12 protein-coding genes are annotated in these 18,820 nt (G+C 61.6%); all 12 read right to left on the bottom strand.

The window, feature by feature from the left end; translation table 11 throughout:
• Nucleotides 1–52 precede the first annotated feature (52 nt).
• The 12 genes from I6E58_RS02205 to I6E58_RS02150 all read right to left on the bottom strand — a co-directional run bounded on the left by I6E58_RS02205 (nucleotide 53) and on the right by I6E58_RS02150 (nucleotide 18,762).
• Entirely contained in the window at nucleotides 53–904 is an 852-nt protein-coding gene (locus I6E58_RS02205) for an ABC transporter permease (protein WP_197129909.1), read from the bottom strand.
• The gene (locus I6E58_RS02200) at nucleotides 901–1,794 is read right to left on the bottom strand and encodes an ABC transporter ATP-binding protein (protein ID WP_197129908.1); all 894 of its coding nucleotides are present in this window, start codon (nucleotides 1,792–1,794) and stop codon (nucleotides 901–903) included. Before I6E58_RS02200 ends, I6E58_RS02205 begins: the two co-directional genes overlap by 4 nt.
• A complete protein-coding gene (locus I6E58_RS02195; RefSeq protein WP_129072486.1) occupies nucleotides 1,791–2,744 on the bottom strand; it encodes an ABC transporter permease in 954 nt (317 codons plus the stop codon). Before I6E58_RS02195 ends, I6E58_RS02200 begins: the two co-directional genes overlap by 4 nt.
• A gap of 4 nt (nucleotides 2,745–2,748) precedes the next feature.
• The gene (locus I6E58_RS02190; RefSeq protein ID WP_197129906.1) at nucleotides 2,749–3,765 is read right to left on the bottom strand and encodes a TIGR03842 family LLM class F420-dependent oxidoreductase; all 1,017 of its coding nucleotides are present in this window, start codon (nucleotides 3,763–3,765) and stop codon (nucleotides 2,749–2,751) included.
• An 82-nt stretch (nucleotides 3,766–3,847) separates the two neighbouring features.
• Nucleotides 3,848–5,311: a dihydropyrimidinase gene (gene hydA, locus I6E58_RS02185; RefSeq protein WP_197129904.1), complete on the bottom strand. Its 1,464-nt coding sequence runs from the start codon at nucleotides 5,309–5,311 to the stop codon at nucleotides 3,848–3,850.
• Nucleotides 5,312–5,384: 73 nt separating this feature from the next.
• Nucleotides 5,385–6,230, bottom strand: coding sequence for a nitrilase-related carbon-nitrogen hydrolase (locus I6E58_RS02180; RefSeq protein WP_197129902.1), 846 nt, complete (start codon nucleotides 6,228–6,230; stop codon nucleotides 5,385–5,387).
• Between the two features lie 241 nt (nucleotides 6,231–6,471).
• A complete protein-coding gene (locus I6E58_RS02175) occupies nucleotides 6,472–7,254 on the bottom strand; it encodes a YqjF family protein (protein WP_197129900.1) in 783 nt (260 codons plus the stop codon).
• Nucleotides 7,255–7,303: 49 nt separating this feature from the next.
• Entirely contained in the window at nucleotides 7,304–7,738 is a 435-nt protein-coding gene (locus I6E58_RS02170) for a heat shock protein transcriptional repressor HspR (RefSeq protein WP_197129897.1), read from the bottom strand.
• Nucleotides 7,739–7,743: 5 nt separating this feature from the next.
• Nucleotides 7,744–8,742 (bottom strand): DnaJ C-terminal domain-containing protein, encoded by a 999-nt coding sequence (locus tag I6E58_RS02165; RefSeq protein WP_197129895.1) that lies wholly within the window; start codon nucleotides 8,740–8,742, stop codon nucleotides 7,744–7,746.
• 18 nt (nucleotides 8,743–8,760) lie between these two features.
• Nucleotides 8,761–9,411: a nucleotide exchange factor GrpE gene (locus I6E58_RS02160; RefSeq protein ID WP_231595120.1), complete on the bottom strand. Its 651-nt coding sequence runs from the start codon at nucleotides 9,409–9,411 to the stop codon at nucleotides 8,761–8,763.
• On the bottom strand, nucleotides 9,411–11,279 hold the full coding sequence (gene dnaK, locus I6E58_RS02155) for a molecular chaperone DnaK (RefSeq protein WP_197129892.1): 1,869 nt from the start codon (nucleotides 11,277–11,279) through the stop codon (nucleotides 9,411–9,413). Before dnaK ends, I6E58_RS02160 begins: the two co-directional genes overlap by 1 nt.
• 214 nt (nucleotides 11,280–11,493) lie before the next feature.
• Nucleotides 11,494–18,762 (bottom strand): SdrD B-like domain-containing protein, encoded by a 7,269-nt coding sequence (locus I6E58_RS02150; RefSeq protein WP_197129890.1) that lies wholly within the window; start codon nucleotides 18,760–18,762, stop codon nucleotides 11,494–11,496.
• Nucleotides 18,763–18,820: the final 58 nt, after the last annotated feature.

The following is an 18,820-nucleotide window of genomic DNA, read 5'->3' as shown; positions in this document are numbered from 1 at the left end:
CTGTACTGCGGGTGGAGCGGTTATCTCCCTTTCTTTTCTCTGCGGGGCGCTGTCATCGGGAGCCCCCGGTCGGAACGCGACGCAGCACCAGTCGTTCGAGTGCGAGCGTCGCAAGATAGAAGAGCAACCCGAGAGCAATGGATGCCACGACGTACGCCCAGGCGCGGCCATACGCGCTAGAGGCTGCCGAGGTTGCAATCAGGCTGCCGAGACCTCCACGTGGTCCGCCGAAGTACTCCGCGACGAGGGCGGAGATCACGGCGAGTGAGGAGGCGATACGGATGCCGGTCAAGATGAACGGGCGGGCGGTGGGCAACGTGAGCTTCATCAGCATCTGCCCGGAGTTCGTCGCGTAGGCCTTCATCAGGTCGCGGTGCACGGGCTTCGTTTGGCGGAACCCGCGCAGCGTGTTGATGAAGATCGGCACGAACGAGGCAATGGCCGCAATTGCTTGACGGCCGAACTGGCTGTCGGCTCCGAACATCGAGTTGAGCACGGGTGCAAGCGCAACGATCGGTACGACGGCGAGCGCCGCCACGATCGGGGCACTCATCTGATCGGCAATGCGCCAGCGAGCGGCAACTGCGGCGAAAACGATTCCCACGAGCGAGCCGACCAGGAGTCCGAGCAGGCTGTTGGTACCGGTGAGCACAGTGGCCGAAACAACGGAGGGCCAGAACTCTACGAGCTCCGTAACGATCGAGATCGGGCTGGGTAGTAGGTAGTCCGAGACGCCACCGACGGTCACGAGCAGTTGCCAGATCACGAGCACGATCAGCCCGAAGCTGATCGGTGCCACGATGCGTAGCGTCGCTTCCGTGCGCGGGGTCCAGCCTTTCGAGCGGCGCGCGCCAACGCCGCGACCGACGATCGCGTTCGCCGTAGTGCTGGTATCCGCCCTCATCGGGTGTCCACTCCCCGCGCTGTTCCCGCTCCGTCGCCGGCCGAGTGGTCCGCGCCGCCGTGCAGCGCTTCCCGCACTTCGGTAACCATTTCGAAGAAGGAGGATGCTTCGCGCAGGTCGTCGTCGCGTTCTTCGCGGCCCTCGGCGGCATCCAGTCGCATTTCGACGATCTGGCTGATGCGACCCGGTCGCGGCGACATGACGACAACGCGGTCCGAGAGAAAGACGGCCTCGGGAATCGAGTGCGTCACGAACACGACAGCGGCACCGGTATCGGCGGCGATGCGCACGAGGTCGGTCTGCATCTTCTCGCGAGTCATCTCGTCGAGCGCACCGAAGGGCTCATCCATCAGCAGCAGTCGCGGCTGTTCAGCGAGCGAGCGCGCAATGGCAACGCGCTGCTGCATGCCGCCCGAGAGCTGATCGGGAAAGCGGTCGGCAAACTCGGTGAGGCCCACCATGTCGAGAAGGTCCGCAACGCGAGTGCGACGGGCAGCGGCTGCGACGCCGTGCAGTTCGAGCGGAAGCGCCACGTTTGCCGCGACCGAGCGCCACGGCAAAAGCCCGGCCTGCTGAAACGCGATGCCGTAATCCTGATCGAGACGAGCCTGAGTGGCCGTCTTGCCAAACACCGTCAACTCCCCCGAGGTCGGATCGTCGAGGTCGGCGATCAGGCGCATGAGCGTCGACTTGCCACAGCCCGAGGGACCGATGAGCGAAACGAACTCGCCGGCCTGAACCGTGAGGTCGATGTTCTCGAGCGCGTGAACGATGCCGGTCGCGGTCTGAAACTGCTTGTTCACTCCGCGCACGCGCACGGCAGCGGCATCCGCCGTCATCGTGTCGCCCACGTTGATGGCACCGGTGGTGGTCGGGATCTGGTCGCTCATGCGGCCTCCTCGGTTCGTCTGTAGTCCTTGAGAATCACGCCGAGCAGGGCGACCGAACCGGCCGCTACAAGCCCGAGAACGATCGCGCCGAAGATGGGGCCCCACGCCTTGGAGGGGTCACCCGATGCTTGACCGGCGAATTGAATAAGTAGGCGACCGATGCCGCCTTGAAGTCCCGTCGACACTTCGGCCACGACCGCACCGATCACGGCGTTGGCCGCGCCGAGGCGAAGTGCCGGCAGAAGATAGGGAACGGATGCCGGCAGTCGCAAGCGCAGCAGCGTCGGCCAGTAGCCCGAAGCGTAGGTCTCGAATAGCTCGACGTGGATGCGGTCCGGAGACTGCAGCCCCTTGAGCGCGCCGACCGTGATCGGGAAGAACGCGAGGTAGCTCGCGATGAGCGCGACCGACATCCAGTCTTGCCACTCAAACGAGCCGATTTCGACGCGCGAGCCCCAACTCTTCACCACGGGGGCGAAGGCGATGAGCGGCACAGTCTGGCTGATGACGATCCACGGCAGCAGCCCGAACTCGGCCAGACGCCAGCGCTGCATGAGCAGCGCGAAGGCGATGCCCACGATCACTCCCACAGCCCACCCCGCCGCGGCGATGCCGAGCGTGGTGAGGGCAGCAAGGGCAACGACGGCCCAGAGCGGAAGCGCACCATCGGCGCGCGTGACCGGCTCGGCCAACCGCACCATCATGTCCCAGAGGTGCGGCATGGCCAGGTCGGTCGTGCGCGGAAGAACGCGGAGTTCACCAATCAGCACGCCGTTGTCGGGGCCGAAGAACTTATAGCCCTCCCAGAGCAGCGCGATGAGGACTACGCCGGCGATGCCCCAGCCGAAGCCACCGAGCAGCCGAGCGCGCGCGGGGTTAGCCAGCGCACCCGGCGAACTCGCGGGGCGGACGGCAACCTCCCCACGCTTATCGTTTTGGGTTGCCGTCATCGGGTTAGGCCTTCGCCGTCACTGTTTCGGTGAGAGCCGGAATAACCGTCTCGCCGTAGACGCGCAGCGTTTCCTCTTTGTTGTCGTGCTGCAGGTAGCCAGCGAACTGGTGGACCCCCAGCTCGCGCAGCTTCTCGAGCTTCTCGATGTGCTGCTCGGCGGTGCCCATGAGGCAGAACCGGTCAACGATCTCGTCGGGCACGAAGTCGGCGTGAGTGTTACCCGCCTGACCGTGCTGGTTGTAGTCGTAGCCTTCACGCTTCTCGATGTAGTCGGTGAGAGCCTTCGGCACGTCACCATCAGAGCCGTACTTTTTGACGATGTCGGCGACGTGGTTTCCCACCATTCCTCCGAACCAGCGGCACTGGTCGCGCATGTGCTCCCAGTCCTCACCGATGTACATCGGAGCGGCGACACAGAACTTGATCGACATCGGGTCGCGCCCGACAGCCTCAGCGGCGTCGCGCACCTTCTTGATCATCCAGGCAGCAATGTCGAGGTCGGCAAGCTGCAAAATGAAGCCGTCGCCGACCTCACCGGTGAGCTTGAGCGCGAGCGGGCCATAGGCGGCAACCCACATCTCGAGCTCCGAGCCCTTGCTCCACGGCAGCTGCAACTGGGCTCCGCCGTATTCGACCGAACGCGAGTTGGCGAGTTCACGGATGACGTGAATCGACTCCCTCAGATCCTTCAGAGTCGTGGGCTTGCCGTTGGTCACGCGCACGGCCGAGTCGCCCCGGCCAATGCCACAGACGGTGCGGTTGCCGTACATCTCGTTGAGCGTGGCGTAGGTCGAAGCCGTGACGGTCCAGTCGCGAGTGGCCGGGTTCGTGACCATCGGGCCGACTTTGATTCTGCGGGTCTCGGCCAGAATCTGGCTGTAGATCACATAGGGCTCTTGCCACAGAATGTGGGAATCGAACGTCCAGACGTAGTCAAAGCCGTGCGCCTCTGCAAGCTTCGCTAGTTGGACCGTGCGTGCCGACGGCGGGTTGGTCTGAAGTACTGCTCCGAATTCCATGGTGCTCCTGGTTCGTGGTGGAAGGTAGGCCAAGGCAGCATCCGCTGGCCTGAGCCACTCGGATGCTGCCTGCGAGCCTGATTTAGGTGAGGTACTGGGTGAGGCCACGCTTCATGAAGCGGCCGTCACCCTTCGAACCGAGGTACTGATCGTCGTGAACAATGACCTTGCCGCGGGAGAGAACGGTGTCGACGTGGCCGTCGATCTCGAAACCTTCCCAGGCAGCGTGGTCCATGTTCATGTGGTGCTTCTTGCCCGTGGGCTTGCCGTTTTCGTCGACCGGCATACCGATCGAGGTGTGACCGTTGGGGTCGTACACGACGATGTCGGCGTCGGCACCGGGCTGGATAACGCCCTTGCGGCCATAGATTCCGAACATACGAGCGGGGGTAGTGCTCGTCAGTTCAACCCAGCGTTCGAGAGTGATTTCTCCCGTGACAACGCCTTGGTACATGAGGTCCATGCGGTGCTCGACTGAACCGATTCCATTCGGAATCTTGCGGAAGTCGGCGAGCCCGAGCTCTTTCTGGTCTTTCATGCAGAACGGGCAGTGGTCGGTCGAGACCATCTGCACATCGTTGGTGCGCAGCGACTGCCACATGGCATCCTGATGGCCCTCTTCGCGCGAGCGAATCGGAGTCGAGCACACCCATTTGGCGCCTTCGAAGTGACCGTACTGCTCGCTCTGAGCACCGAGTTGTTCCTCGAGGCTCAGGTAGAGGTACTGCGGGCAGGTTTCGGCGAAGACGTTCTGGCCACGGTCACGAGCGCCGGCGATCTGTTCGACCGCCTGCTTCGCGCTGACGTGAACGATATACAGCGGAGCACCGGTGAGCTTCGCGAGCATGATCGCTCGGTGCGTCGCTTCCTCTTCCATCTCCCAGGCACGAGCGACACCGTGATAGTACGGGTCAGTCTTGCCCTGCTCCACGAGCTGTTCGGCGAGAACGTCGATGACGGGACCGTTCTCGGCGTGCATCATCGTCATGAGACCGGTGTCGCGGGACACCTGCATGGCCTTCAGAATCTGCGCGTCATCCGAATAGAAAACGCCCGGGTACGCCATGAACATCTTGAAGCTCGTGATGCCTTCGTCGGGCAGCTTGGCCATTGACTTGAGCGACTCCGGTGTGACATCGCCGACGATCTGGTGAAAGCCGTAGTCGATGGCGCAGTTGCCGCCAGCCTTGCCGTGCCACGCGGCGAGAGAATCCTCGATGCGTTCGCCATAGGTCTGCACCGCAAAGTCGATGATCGAGGTCGTGCCGCCCCACGCCGCAGCGCGAGTGCCCGTCTCGAAGGTATCGATTGCCGCGGTGCCGCCGAAGGGCAGCTCCATGTGAGTGTGCGCGTCAATGCCGCCGGGAATGACGTACTTTCCCGTGGCATCAATGACGGTGTCGACGGATGCCGCAACATCCGTTCCAAACAGCGTGCTGCCGGGTGACAGCACTGCCTTGATTACTTCGCCGTCGATCAGGACGTCAGCGGGGGCGCGCCCCGTTGAGCTGACGACCGTACCGCCGGAAATGAGAGTGGTGGCCATGATTCGCTCCTCTGCGATGTCGTGTGCCTACTGTTCCCCAGGCGCCAAGACAACCTAGGGCTGACGTGGTGGCTTACTTAGGGATCGACAGGTAGGCGTCGGGGCGACGGTCGCGGTAGAACTGCCAGTCATCGCGCATCTCCTGCACGAGGTTCATGTCGAGGTCGCGAATCATGATCTCTTCGTCGGTTCCCGAGCCACGCTCGCCGACGAAGTTTCCGCGAGGGTCGATGACCTGGCTGGTGCCGTAGAAATCAACGGCTTCGTCGCCGTACTCGTTGTCTTCGAGACCGACACGGTTGGGCTGAAGAACGAAGTAGCCGTTGGCCACTGCTGCTGCGGGGCCTTCGACCTCCCAGAGACGGTTGGAAAGGCCGGGCTTGGTGGCGTTCGGGTTGAACACGATCTCGGCACCGTTGAGGCCAAGCTCGCGCCAGCCCTCGGGGAAGTGGCGGTCGTAACAAATGTGAACGCCGACCTTGCCGACGGCGGTGTTGAACATGGGGAAGCCCAAGTTTCCGGGGGTGAAGTAGAACTTCTCCCAGAACTTGTCGAGGTGCGGGATGTGGTGCTTGCGGTACGAACCGAGATTGGTGCCATCCGAGTCGACGACGACGGCGGTGTTGTAATACACACCCGTCATTGCCTCTTCGTAGATCGGCAGAATCATGACCATGTCGAGCTCTTTAGCCAGGGCTTGGAAGCGCGTAACGATCGGGCCATCAACCGGCTCGGCGTAACGGTAGTACTTCTTGTCCTGAGTGATCCCAAAATACGGACCGTAGAAAAGCTCTTGGAAGCAGATGATCTGGGCGCCTTGCGCCTTCGCATCCCGAGCGAACTGCTCGTGCTTGTCGAGCATCGACTCTTTGTCGCCCGTCCAAGTGGTCTGTGTGATTGCTGCGCGAACTGTCGTCATGGTGCCTCCTGCGTTATTCGGCGTCGTTGCCTGCGGCGATAAACCGAGAAAATGACGCGCGAACGGGAACTATCCCCGTGCCTTCATTCTCTAGGTTCATCGTTTCAATCGTGTTGTGCCTATATGACGTTGTGGTTACTCATCATGGCCCCGACCGACCCAAGAGGCAATGCTCATTTGTGCTGGTGAGACCATATTGCACAAAATTGTCTATGCAAGGTAGGCATATTGCTCTCAGAACCTAAGAAGAGCGCTGAGATGTCCACACTGGCCGCGATTGAGGCATTCGAATCTGGAGCGGCCGCTGAGGTGCCGCAAACACCGTCGTAACATCGCTGGCGTAGAGAACGGAATCGGGGGCGCGGTCTGCTAGCCCCTCGAACCCTGCTGCGGCAAGCAGGCCATCATCGAGGTAGACCAATTCGGCCGGCTGCAGGGGCCAGGGCTCATGGTGGTTGCGAGCGTAGATCGTGCGTCCACGGTGAGTTTCGTGAAACGCCCAGCGCGCGGTGAGAAAGGTGGCCTCGGCGTCGGCCGCGAGTGAGACGCTGGCCGCCCGGTCGTCGATCGGTCGCACAATGATGTGGGATGCCGCATCCGGCTGGCCATGCCGCCGAGTTTTGTAGGCAATCTGCCCGTCACGCTGCCCGATCTTCATCGAGGCCCACTGGTAGGGCAAGCCAAAAGCGACCCGCGCGGTGAGAACCGGAATCAAGTGCGAGGCCTCCAGCGAGAGAAACACGACGCCACGCCGCCCCTTCTCGTCGACAGAATAGAGCCGCACATTCACTTCGGGAAAGTCGCCTAGCCACGGGATGCGGGGGCCGCCGAAGAATGAGCTTTGTGACATCTGAAACGCGATGAGCCCCACCCAAGAGCTGCCGTTGAGGGTGTCGGGGCGACAGCCTTCGGGCATGAACGGCGCCACAACGGCGGGGTCGACTTTCCAGTGCAGAAAGGAGACTTCGCTCCAGCGTTGGCGCAGAATTGCGCGTGTGCCGAGGGGCGGTGCTTCGCGGAACATCACAACTCCCACCGTAGTGGCGAGTGCTGAGGGTGTGCCGCGCTCATCATCAGCGCGGAAGCTGGTTATCGCGGCGCACGAAGGGGCGCCACAGCACGACTTGGTCGGTGCGTTCGGCTCGGGTTCCTGCCCGCAGCGAGATCACTTCGCCGGCTTGACCCGCCGCGAACACGCGGCGGCCCGGCTTAGAGAGCATCTCATCAGCGAGCGCCGCTTCGAGTTCGCGCACGCGAGCGGTGAGCCCCGTGACCTGATTTTCAAGGTCGAGAATTCTTTTGATGCCTTCGAGGTTGAGACCCTCGGCGCTGAGCGCCGCGATCTCACGCAACTGCATCACGTCGTGCATAGAGTAACGCCGCGACCGACCGCTGGTTCTCGTGGGTGACACGAGACCCAGACGGTCGTACTGTCGCAGCGTCTGCGGATGCATTCCCGCAAGCTCCGCCGCAACGGCGATCGCAAACGCGGGAGTTAGCTCATCCATAGTTCTTAGCTCCTGGCTCGGGCAATCAGGTCGTCCCGCGGGTTCTCTGCGGGCATCGCGTCAGCAAAGGCCTCGAGATGCTTGAGCGCAGCATCCGGAAGGTGACTTGGCACCGCCACTTGCACTTCGGCAAGCAGGTCTCCGGTCGCTTTTGCTGTCGCTACTCCGCGGCCTTTGACCCGCAGTACTCGCCCGCTCGGGGTTCCCGGTGCAACCTTCAGTTTCACCGGAGCACCGCCGAGCGTGGGAACCTCGATCGTGGCACCGCGTACGGCCTCCACAAACGTGATCGGCACCACAACACGAATGTTGTTGCCGTCACGTTCGAATACTGGATGCTTGCGCACGGTCACCGTCAATACGAGGTCGCCAGCCGGGCCACCATTCGGGCTCTGCTCGCCTTTGCCCTTGAGGCGGATCTTCTGACCGTCGCTGACTCCCGCAGGAACCTTGACGTTCATCGGTCGCCCGCCCGCAGGCTGGAGCTTGATTGTTTCGCCGTTGATGGCAGTCGCGAAGTCGAGCGTCGTGTTCGCGGCTAGATCGCGACCCTTGGCGGGGCCGCCCCGAAAACCGGGGCCGCCACCGGGGCCGGCCTGACCGCCGAACATGCCACCGAGGAGGTCTTCGAAGCTCGCGCCCGATTGCCCTCCGCCGTAGCTTTGACCGCCGCCATAACTTTGGCCGCCGCCGCCGAACATGCCACCAAAGACATCTTCGAAGCCGCCAGCCTGACCGCCTTGGCCGCCCGCTTGAAAGCGAGCGCCCGATCCCATGGCACGAACCTGATCGTATTCTTTGCGCGTCTCGGGATCAGAGAGCACGGAGTGCGCTTCGCTGATCTCTTTGAAGCGCGCTTCAGCTTTCGGATCTCCCGGGTTCGAATCCGGGTGGAATTGACGCGCGAGTTTGCGATAGGTCTTCTTCAGGTCGGCCTCGGAGATGTCTTTCGACACCCCGAGCACCTTGTAAAAGTCCTTATCGAACCAATCTTGGCTAGCCACTACACGCCACCCCCGGCCCTAGTCAGCGGGGCCAGAGACAGCAACCTTCGCGGCACGCACTACGCGCTCACCAAGAATGTAGCCCGGCTCGATGACGTCAGCGATCGTGTTCTGTGTTGCCTCGGGGTCGTTCAAGTGAACAACGGCCTCGTGAAAAGCGGGGTCAAAGGCTTCGCCCTTTTCGCCGATCTTGCGCAGGCCAAACCGCTCAAAGCTCGCATTGATCTTCTGAGCAACGAGCGCGATGGGGGTTCCCTCCCTGATGTCGCCGTGCTTGTCAGCACGATCGAGGTCATCAAGCGCGGGCAACATCGAACGAATCACGTCGGCGATTACAGCTTCACGGTTCGACACCCGATCCCGCTCTACGCGGGTACGGAAGTTCACCAGCTCGGCTTGCGCACGCAACATCTGATCACGCATTTCGGCAACGAGGTCCCGGCTTGCTTCGTCGAGAAGACGCTGGTCTTCTTCGCTCAGCTCGTCGGGGGCCTTGTCGGCGCCCGCGGCAGCATCCTCAGCAGAGGAGGGCTGCCCCTCGGCTGCCGCAGATTTCTCTGCGGCAGCCGAGTCAGACGCACTCACGTCGCCGGTCTCCGAATCACTCTGACTTGCGTCATTGATCACCGGATCCTGGTTCTCGTCGTGGTCGCGATTCTTGGGAGACATTACTTCTTGTCCGTGTCAGCTTCGTCTTCGTCAACAACTTCAGCGTCAACGATGTCTTCGTCTGAGCTCTCACCAGCGGGTGCGTCGTCGCCTTCTGCAGCGGCCTCAGGGTTTTCTTCCTGGTGCTTGTAGATTGCTTCGCCGATCTTCTGCTGGCTTTCGGTGAGCTTGTCGAAGGCGGTCTTTACAGCCGCTTCGTCATCGCTAGCGAGTGCCGAGTTGAGTGCGTCGACGTCGGCCTGAACCTCAGTCTTGACGTCTTCTGGCAGCTTCTCAGCGTTGTCGGTGATGAGCTTTGCGGTGGAGTACGCGAGCTGCTCAGCGTTGTTGCGAACCTCAGCGGCCTCACGGCGTGCCTTGTCTTCTGCAGCGTGCTCTTCACCCTCGCGGACCATGCGCTCAATGTCATCCTTCGACAGGCTTGAGCCGCCGGTGATAACCATCGACTGCTCCTTGCCGGTGCCCTTGTCCTTGGCGGACACGTGCACGATGCCGTTGGCGTCGATGTCGAAAGTAACCTCAACCTGCGGGATGCCACGAGGCGCCGGCGCGATGCCGGTGAGCTCGAACGTTCCGAGGTTCTTGTTGTCGCGAGTGAACTCACGCTCACCCTGGAAGACCTGGATGGAGACGGAAGGCTGGTTGTCATCCGCCGTGGTGAAGGTTTCGCTTCGCTTGGTGGGGATGGCCGTGTTGCGGTCGATGAGCTTGGTCATCATTCCGCCCTTGGTCTCGATACCGAGGCTCAACGGGGTGACGTCGATGAGCAGAACGTCCTTGCGCTCGCCCTTCAAGACACCAGCCTGAAGTGCGGCACCAACGGCGACGACCTCATCGGGGTTTACGCCCTTGTTGGGCTCCTTGCCACCAGTGAGCTTCTTGACGAGCTCAACAACAGCGGGCATACGGGTCGATCCACCCACGAGAACAACGTGCGATACGTCGGCAAGCTTGACGCCGGCCTCCTTGATGACATCGTTGAAGGGCTTTGCTACCCGTGCGAGCAGGTCGGCGGTCAGTTCTTCGAACTTGGCGCGCGAGAGGGTCTCGTCGAGGTTGGCGGGGCCATTCTCGGTGAGCGAGAGGTACGGGAGCTGGATGCTCGTCGACATCTGCGACGACAGTTCCTTCTTGGCCTGCTCAGCAGCTTCCTTGAGGCGCTGCTTAGCGATCTTGTCGCCCGAGACGTCGACACCGGTCGAGTCCTTGAAGCGCTGGATCAGGTAGTCAACGACACGGGCATCCCAGTCGTCTCCACCGAGGCGGTTGTCACCCGAGGTCGACTTGACCTGAATGGTCGAGAAGTCGTCGTCCTTGCCCACTTCGAGCAGCGAAACGTCGAACGTTCCACCACCGAGGTCGAAGACCAGAATGAGTTCGTCTTCCTTGCCCTTGTCGAGGCCGTACGCGAGTGCTGCAGCGGTGGGCTCGTTGATGATGCGCAGAACGTTGAGGCCCGCGATCTCACCGGCTTCCTTCGTTGCCTGGCGCTCAGCGTCGTTGAAGTACGCGGGAACGGTGATTACTGCGTCGGTGACATCTTCACCCAGGTACTGCTCGGCATCGCGCTTGAGCTTGGCAAGCGTGCGAGCGGAGATCTCCTGCGGGGTGTACTTCTTGTCGTCAATGGCAACGGTCCAGTCAGTACCAATGTGGCGCTTGACGGATGCGATGGTGCGGTCAACGTTAGTGACGGCCTGACGCTTGGCGGTTTCACCAACGAGGACTTCGCCATCCTTGGTGAATGCGACGACGGATGGCGTAGTGCGCATTCCTTCGGCGTTTGCGATGACGGTGGGTTCTCCACCTTCGAGAACGGAAACTACGGAGTTCGTGGTTCCGAGGTCAATACCTACTGCTCGAGCCATGTGCTCTTACTCCTTTAAGCGTTGAGTTGTGCGAACTTGAGTCGCGCTGTATCAAGTTTGCTCCTGCGCGGCTCGAGAGTCAAGTCACATAGCTGAAAGTTGAGTGGGAGTGACTCAAGGTGCTGCTCCGGGCACCACGACGAAAGGCGCGATGAGTACACCGGGCCCGACGCCCGGTGCGCTCATCGCGCCTTCTCGCTTGCTGCTGTTGTTGCTACTTCTCGATAGCGAGGAGTTGCTTACCTTCGCCGCGCACCCGACGTGACGGCAGCAGGAACAGCAATCCACTCAACAAGAGCAATCCAGCAAGCAGGCCTCCCATGGCAATGTTCGAACCCGTGAAGGCGAGCATCACAGTGGTGAGTCCCTGGATGACCGAGCGCTCGCCAAAGGCGGGCAGCTCGACCGTTGAAGTAGTACCCGTGGAGGGGCGGTATTCAGCATCGACCGACGCAAGGTCGACAGCCGCTGTGTACGTTCCGGCCGGAAGGTTCGTGAGTTCCCACGCACCCTTCTCGTCGGTGATCACGGTGATCGTTACCGGACCGTTCGGGCCTTCCCAGACCACGTTGACGGTCGCGTTAGCGATTCCCTTATCTCCACTGTCGCGAACGCCGTTGCCGTTCGGGTCATCGAACACCACGCCGTTGAGCGTTGCGCTACCGATAACGACGAAGTCAACGTCGAGCAGCGTCTCGCCCGAGATCAACGTTGCCGTTGTCTCGAAGAGCACATCGCCGTCAAGGTCAGAGCGTGGCACGAAGCCTTCGGTCAACGTCGTGGGGTCGTACGAGACCTTCACGTCGCCGGCCGGCAGCCCCTCAACGAGGTAGTTGCCATTCTCATCCGTGGTCGTGGTGATGATGATGTCGTCGTCGCTGCCGAAGATTCCGTCAGCGCCGGGGCTCGTCACTGTCAGCACGATTCCGGAGAGACCGGGCTCGTTCTCGCCCTGCACGCCGTCGTTGTCGACGTCGAGCCAGACCAGGTCGCCGACTCCCGCGTCGCCGCGGTAACCGAAGTCCTGAACGAGGTTCGCTTCAGCGCCAGCCAGGGTGAGCTGCGATGTGTTGTCGTCGCCCGCATCCGGGTCAGCGGTTGCCGTGAGACCGGCAGGCAGGTTGGCGAGTGCCACCGTGAAGAGTCCCGAGGGGAGATCTTCGAAGAGGTACTTGCCGTTCGCATCGGTCGTCGTGGTCGAGACCACGTCGTCGTCCGTGCCCAATTCGCCATCGAGGCCAGCCCAGGTGAGCGTGACGTCGACTTCGGCGATTCCTGACTCGGAGTCATCCACAATGCCGTCACCGTTCTGGTCAAGCCACACGGTGTCGCCGATCGAGCCAGTACCGACGTAACCGAAGTCGATGTTGTCGAGGTCGGTCGCTGCCGGCAGAGCCACAGCGGTCGTGGAGTTGGGGCCGACATTCGACGGGTCAGTCTTTGCGGTGGGCTGGTTGGGGCCAGCATCCGCATCGAAGGTAGCGGTGACGCCGGTCGGCAACGTGTCGGTGTTCACCGTCACGGAGTAGTCGCCCTCAGGCAGTCCGCCGAAGAGGTACTTGCCGTTGGAGTCGGTCGTCTTCACGAAGGTGACATCATCATCGCCGCCGGCCACGCCATCCGGTCCAAACCAGACGAGAGTGACTTCAGCACCGGGCAGGCCAGGCTCGCCGTTGTTCTGCGTGCCGTCCTTGTCGAGGTCGAGCCACACGGTGTCTGAAATGCTCGAGTCGCCAACGTAGCCGAAGTCCTGCTCAAGGTTCGAACCCTCCAAGACAATTTCAGACTTCTGGTCGGGGTTCGTGGTGAGGCTGTCGCTGTCCCAGGTCGGGAAGAAGCCAGCAGGAACGCCGCCCACTACCTCGATGATGTAGCTGCCATCAGGGATCTCGGTGACAGTCCAGTCGCCGTCAGCATCAGTGGTCGCCGTGAAGATGAGGTCGCCAGCAGCGTCCTCTCCCCCCAGAACACCATCGGTGCCGAGGTAGGTGACGCGGATGTCGACGTTGGGGATGCCCGGCTCGCCGTCGTCTTGAACGCCGTCGCTGTTGAGATCCCACCACACGCGGTCTCCGATGACGGAGGTCACGTCGTAGCCGAAGTCGACATCGTCAATCTTCTGGCCAGCAGTGAGCGTGACCGGGGTCACGGAATCCTTGTTGCCGTCACGGTCATAGCTCGCAACCGCGGCATCCGGAAGCCCGCCCGTTACTGCGACCGAGTAGTCACCCGGAAGCAGGTTCGGGAAGAGGTACTTGCCATCAGCGTCGGTCGTGGTCGTGAAGACCGCGTCGTCGCCGCCGCCCAGTTCGCCGTCAGCACCGAGCCAGGTCAGCTCAACAGTGGCGCCGTAGATTCCGGGCTCGGTGTCGTCTTGCTTGCCGTCGCCATTGCGGTCGAGCCACACGAAGTCACCGATCGAGCCGGTTCCGGCGTAGCCGAAGTCCTGCTCTTCGTTGTCTTCGCCGGCGGTCAGCGTGAGCGTCGAAGTTGCGTCAACGACATCATCGGGGTCGGAGACCACTGTGAAGCCGGCGGGCAGCTTCGAGACGGTAACGGAGTAGGGCCCTGCGGGAAGCTGGCCTACCGTGTAGGCGCCTTCGGCATCCGTCGTCGTCGTGTAGGTGATGTTGTCACCCGTCGTCGAGAGCACGCCATCGAGGCCGCCAGAGACAACAGTCACGGTTGCACCCGGCAGGCCAGGCTCGTTGGAATCCTGAACGCCGTCCTTGTTCTGATCGAACCAGACGTAGTCACCGATCGAGCCGGTTCCGGTGTAACCGAAGTCAACGTCGCGCTTCTCAGCATCGGCGGCGAGAGAGCCTTGCCAGACGCCGTTCGGCACGTCGATGCCATTGTCGAGGTCGAACGTCGGCGTCATTCCCGCAGGAAGCGTCGTGGCATCCACCGTCACCCGGTATTGCCCGCCCGGCAGGTTGGAGACGAGGTAGCCGCCCGTCGCGTTGGTAACTGCCGAGAACGTCTCGTTGTCGCCGGTTGTCGCAAAGTTGCCATCGGGGCCAGCCCAGATCACGTCTACGGTGACTCCGGCGATGCCAGGTTCAGCCGTCACGCCGGCAGCCGCAGCATTCTGTGTTCCGTCGTTGTTGATGTCGAACCAGATGACGTCTCCCAGCGATGCAACATCGAGGGTGACGCGAACGGTGTCGTCGGTGACGTCGGTGTACTTCTTGAAGTCATCGGCGACAGTGCGCTTGGCCTTGGGAACACCGAAGTATTCCGGGACGTCTGCGGTGTTGGCGACGACAGGCTTTTCGAGTGTCGACGTGCTGAGCAGCGGCATGGCTGCCGTGTACGTGATCGTGACTGAGCCGTCCACGGGGATTTCCGCGATCGTCCACTCAAGGCTTCCGGCAGCAACCGGGCTAGACACAGCCGGGCTGATGCCAGAGATCGTGGTGCGGATGTCAGGGGTGTCGGTGACCACTACGTCGTACGCGGGCGACGTGCCCGTGTTACGCACGACGATCGTGTACTTGAGTTCCTGGCCTGGCTTGGCTCGGCGAGCATCGCTGTCGCCGTCTTGGCCCTCAACGGCCTTATCGATCGTGACCTTCGGCTCCACAGCCTTGGCATCGGCGTTCGATGCAGACCCAGCGGTATCGAAGGACTTCGGAACACTCGTGGGTGCCTCGTCGACCTTGCTCTCGAAGTTCCAGCGCGGGATGGCCGTGTTGCGAAGCACATCGCCGTCTTCTGCTGCCGTCGTGACGACTCCGGTGTACTTCAGCGTCACCGTGCGGTCGGCTGTCGACGAGACGATGTCACCAAGGAAGTAGCCGATTTGGCGATCTGTTGCCGCCGGTGTGACGCCAATGACGGAGTCCTTCAGCGCCGGAATACCCACACACGCTTCGCCCGCTTGATCGCAGGTTGCGCTCGTGAAGGATCCGAAGCGCACGTCAGTCGGCATGGTGTCGACGATCGTGGTGTCGTACGCGACGACATCCTTCGGGATGGTTACGACGACGGTGTAGTCGATGACTTCACCAATGGTGCGCGTTGACGGCGTGGCGGTCTTGACCAAACTGATGGCGGGTGCCTGCAGCGTGACCTTCGCGGTCGCCTTGTAGCCAGTCTTGCCGGAGGTCGAGGTGCGCTCTCCCGTGGCGGTTCCCGCGAGCGAGGTCGTTGTAGCGACAACGGTGTTGGTGAGCACTGAATTGCTCACCAAGGGGTTGACGACCTTGGCGTTGTACGTGAGGGTGATGGACGCACCGCGTTTGATGTCACCCAGCGTGAAGACGACCTCGCGAGTTGATTTGTTCCACACACCATACGATCCGACAGCTGCGCCGTCGACGAGGGGGTTGCCGTCAGCGCCGACGAGCTCAATGGTCGCAGGGATCTTGTCGACCGCAACGGTGTCGTGCGCTGTCGACACATTTGCAGCACTGTTGTTGCTGACCTTCACCGTGTAAGTGACGGGCTGCCCGGGTTCGACGATGCCGTCGGGGTCGTTGCTCTTCTTCGTTACCGCAATGCGGGGTTCAACGATGAGCGTGCTGACTTCATTGCTGGAGACGGGAGTTGCTTGCGTTCCGTTTGCGTGATCCCACGCGAAGATGGCCGAATTTTTGACCGTGTTCGACATCGAGGGACCACTGGCGTCAAGAACGCGAGCCGTGATCGTGATCGTGACCTTGTCATCGCCGCTGTCGGGCAGGTTCTCGTACGGCGTCGGCAGCGCGACCGTCACTAGCTGGTTAGCGCCCACCGTTGCGGTTCCGTTGGTCACCCCGTCGTCGTTCCGAAGAACGTAGGTCGGGGTGCCGATGAGCAACAGTCGCGCATCCACCTTGTCGGTGATAGTTGCCTTGTTGTACACGCTCGAGCCCTGCGGAATCGTCGTGGTCACCGTGTAAGTGATGAGCTCGCCGATGGTGGCTTCCGCCGCCAGGTTGTCGGCATTGACGACCGACGTGGCGGCGCTCTTGACGATGGTCGGGTCGGGGATGCTTACCGTCGCGACATCCTTCGCTTCGTCGCTGTTAGCGAGCTTTTCTACCGTCGGGTCGATGTTCTCGACCGGGTAGTAGTCGGTCGGTGTTCCCGTGTTGGCTTTGCCCTGGTAGGTGCGTACGCCGGCAGTGTTCGTGTAGTCGAAGCCCGCGGATGCGTTGGCCGCGATAGTGACGTCATAGCTGAGAGTCGTGCTCTTGTCTTCCGCAAGGGTGTCAATCGTCCAGGTGATGATTCCACCCGCACACACGCCGCCAGCGAGCGAGCTGGCGACAACATCGCTGCAGGCCAAGCCTGAAGGCAGCCTGTCCCACACCTCGACCTTGGCAGCATCCTGCCCGCCATCGTTAGCGACGACGATTTCGAAGGTGACGACGTCGGTGGCCTGAACGGTCTCGCTCTTGCTCGGCGCACCGGTAACGGCTTCGCCGTCGATCTTCGTGATTCCCTTCGTGAGCGCAACGATCGGCTTCTCGACGATAGTGTCCGCGGCATCACGTAGCTGGAAGACATCGCCAGCCGTGTTCTTGTACGTCATCTTCATGAGGTTCGACGTGATGTCGCCATCGGTGATGGCGGCGGGGTCGGTGATCTCGGCGGTGACCAGCACCTGGAATGTGGTTCCCTTGTCGACGTTTCCGACGTTCCAGGTGAGCAGGCGTGTGGGGTCCGCGGGGTCTACCTCGACGAATGTCGAATCGACGTCATTGAGCGCAGTTTCGGCGTAGCTGACAAAAGTGAAACCAGCGGGCAAAAAGTCATTCACGACGTTGTCGAGGGTGTCGAGCTTGCCGGGGAATTGCACGGTCAGTTCGTAGCAAACCCAATCGCCCGGGTGGAACACGCCCGCAGCTTGCTCGTCCTTGAAGTCGAGACCGTCGATGGTGTCGCAGGCACCATCCATCTGGTCAACAGGCTCAGCAACTTTCTTCGTGAGCGTGATGCCCTTGGCCTGCTGGCTAGCGCTTGAGGTATCGAGAATCTCGATCTCTGAGGTCTCGATACCGTCTTTACTGATGATGGTGGTGGCTGTCGCCAGATCGACGGTGTTCGTCCAGGAGTCGTTCGAGCTCACCGGTCCCTTGCCACTGCGGTATTCGTCAAGGGTCTCGGTGTAGACCTCGATCGCGCCGCTGGCAGAGGCTCCACCAAAAGCAGGAATCTCCCACACAACAGTGGTCGTGCCATCGATGGCCGTGTCGTCGACCGATACTTGGTAACTTTCTGCGTTACTGCCGGTGTACTTGAGTCCGTCAGGGATCGTGTCGGTGATGATGATTGCACCCGTGGAGAGCGCATATTCGGAGGACTGGTAGTTGAGCGTCCAGATGCTCTCCGCGCCCTGCGTGATTTCCGATTCATTTACAGTTTTCTGAATCGAGACATCTTCGGCGTAAACGGTGTCGGTGTCGTCGTCGCTGTAGCTTTTTCCGTCACCGGAGTAGGTGCCGTCGGTGACGGCGTAGTTGGTGAGTGGCTGCTCGTCGTACGTGACGTCACCCGTGTTGTTGTCGAGGTTCGCGGTGGCTTCACCGTCGAAGGCAACGTTCTCGCGCAGAGGGATGCCGGCGGCGTAACGGATGGTGATGATGCCATCGGTAGCGAGCTGGCCATCGATCGTCCAGACAACCTTCGTGTAGACGTCTTCTAGCAGTGGGCCGTCGCCGTCAGGGTCAACCACAACGGTGCTGGTGACGGGCGCGAACTTTCCGCAGTTGTCATTGTTCACACCGGCCGGGAAGCTGGTGATGGGGCCGGATCCGGAATATTCGTTGGAGTCCACGGTGCTGTTATCGGCGGCGGAGCATCCGAGAAATTCGAGCCCAGCCGGAAGGAAGTCGGTGACCGTAAAGTCAGAGCTGGGGTTGACGCCGTTATTGGTGACAGTGAGTTCGTAGACCGTCTGGTGGTCGCGCACACCGCGCAGCAGTTCGTCTTCGGAACTGTTCAGCTCCGTCTTCTCAAGGATGAAGGGTACGAGTTTGGTGCTCGACTCTGCCGAACCACCCACCGTGCGCGATGACTCAACGACGTCGCCGTCTTTGTCGAACTTCACCAGCGCGCGCGGGTTGGTGTTGGCAAGCGCTTCAGCAACGCCTGGCAAGGTGTCGCCGACCACGTAGGGAGGCGTGTCGTAGCTGAACGAGTACGTGAGCGAAACAACGGCGCCCGACGAGAGGTCGGCAACGTTGTTCCAGATGAGCTTCGTGGCGCCACCGTCGAGAGCGATCATCTCGGGTGCGCCGTAGATGGAGTTCGTGACCAACGTTGCCCCCGCAGGCAAGATGTCGGTGAACGTGAGGTTGTACGCGTTGGTGCCGGAGCTCTGCTGGGCAGTGAGCGTCACGGAGACATCATCGCCGTACAACGTAGCTGCGGTCACCTCACGGTCGACGCTGACGGCGATGTCCGCTTCAGCGGCCGTCGCGATCGTCGCGGGAACAGTGATACTCGCCGCCATCAGGGCAGCAACGAGCAATGGGCGCAGCAAAAACTTCACGGGTAAGACCTTCGGGATTGGCCTCCGACCTACCAAATTATCGGGTGTAGGTCGCAAG

The organism is Salinibacterium sp. SWN1162, from assembly GCF_015864675.1.
In the GTDB taxonomy this organism is placed as follows: Bacteria; Actinomycetota; Actinomycetes; order Actinomycetales; family Microbacteriaceae; genus Rhodoglobus.
The sequence above is the reverse complement of the archived record's forward strand: the minus strand, read 5'-3'. Positions and strand labels throughout refer to the sequence as shown.

What these genes read in the sequence shown, in the direction of transcription:
- hydA (WP_197129904.1), bottom strand. Translation starts at nt 5,311, where the DNA reads ATGGCCACCACTCTCATTTCCGGCGGTACGGTCGTCAGCTCAACGGGG.
- I6E58_RS02180 (WP_197129902.1), bottom strand. Translation starts at nt 6,230, where the DNA reads ATGACGACAGTTCGCGCAGCAATCACACAGACCACTTGGACGGGCGAC.
- I6E58_RS02160 (WP_231595120.1), bottom strand. Translation starts at nt 9,411, where the DNA reads ATGTCTCCCAAGAATCGCGACCACGACGAGAACCAGGATCCGGTGATC.
- I6E58_RS02175 (WP_197129900.1), bottom strand. Translation starts at nt 7,254, where the DNA reads ATGTTCCGCGAAGCACCGCCCCTCGGCACACGCGCAATTCTGCGCCAA.
- dnaK (WP_197129892.1), bottom strand. Translation starts at nt 11,279, where the DNA reads ATGGCTCGAGCAGTAGGTATTGACCTCGGAACCACGAACTCCGTAGTT.
- I6E58_RS02170 (WP_197129897.1), bottom strand. Translation starts at nt 7,738, where the DNA reads ATGGATGAGCTAACTCCCGCGTTTGCGATCGCCGTTGCGGCGGAGCTT.
- I6E58_RS02195 (WP_129072486.1), bottom strand. Translation starts at nt 2,744, where the DNA reads ATGACGGCAACCCAAAACGATAAGCGTGGGGAGGTTGCCGTCCGCCCC.
- I6E58_RS02205 (WP_197129909.1), bottom strand. Translation starts at nt 904, where the DNA reads ATGAGGGCGGATACCAGCACTACGGCGAACGCGATCGTCGGTCGCGGC.
- I6E58_RS02200 (WP_197129908.1), bottom strand. Translation starts at nt 1,794, where the DNA reads ATGAGCGACCAGATCCCGACCACCACCGGTGCCATCAACGTGGGCGAC.
- I6E58_RS02190 (WP_197129906.1), bottom strand. Translation starts at nt 3,765, where the DNA reads ATGGAATTCGGAGCAGTACTTCAGACCAACCCGCCGTCGGCACGCACG.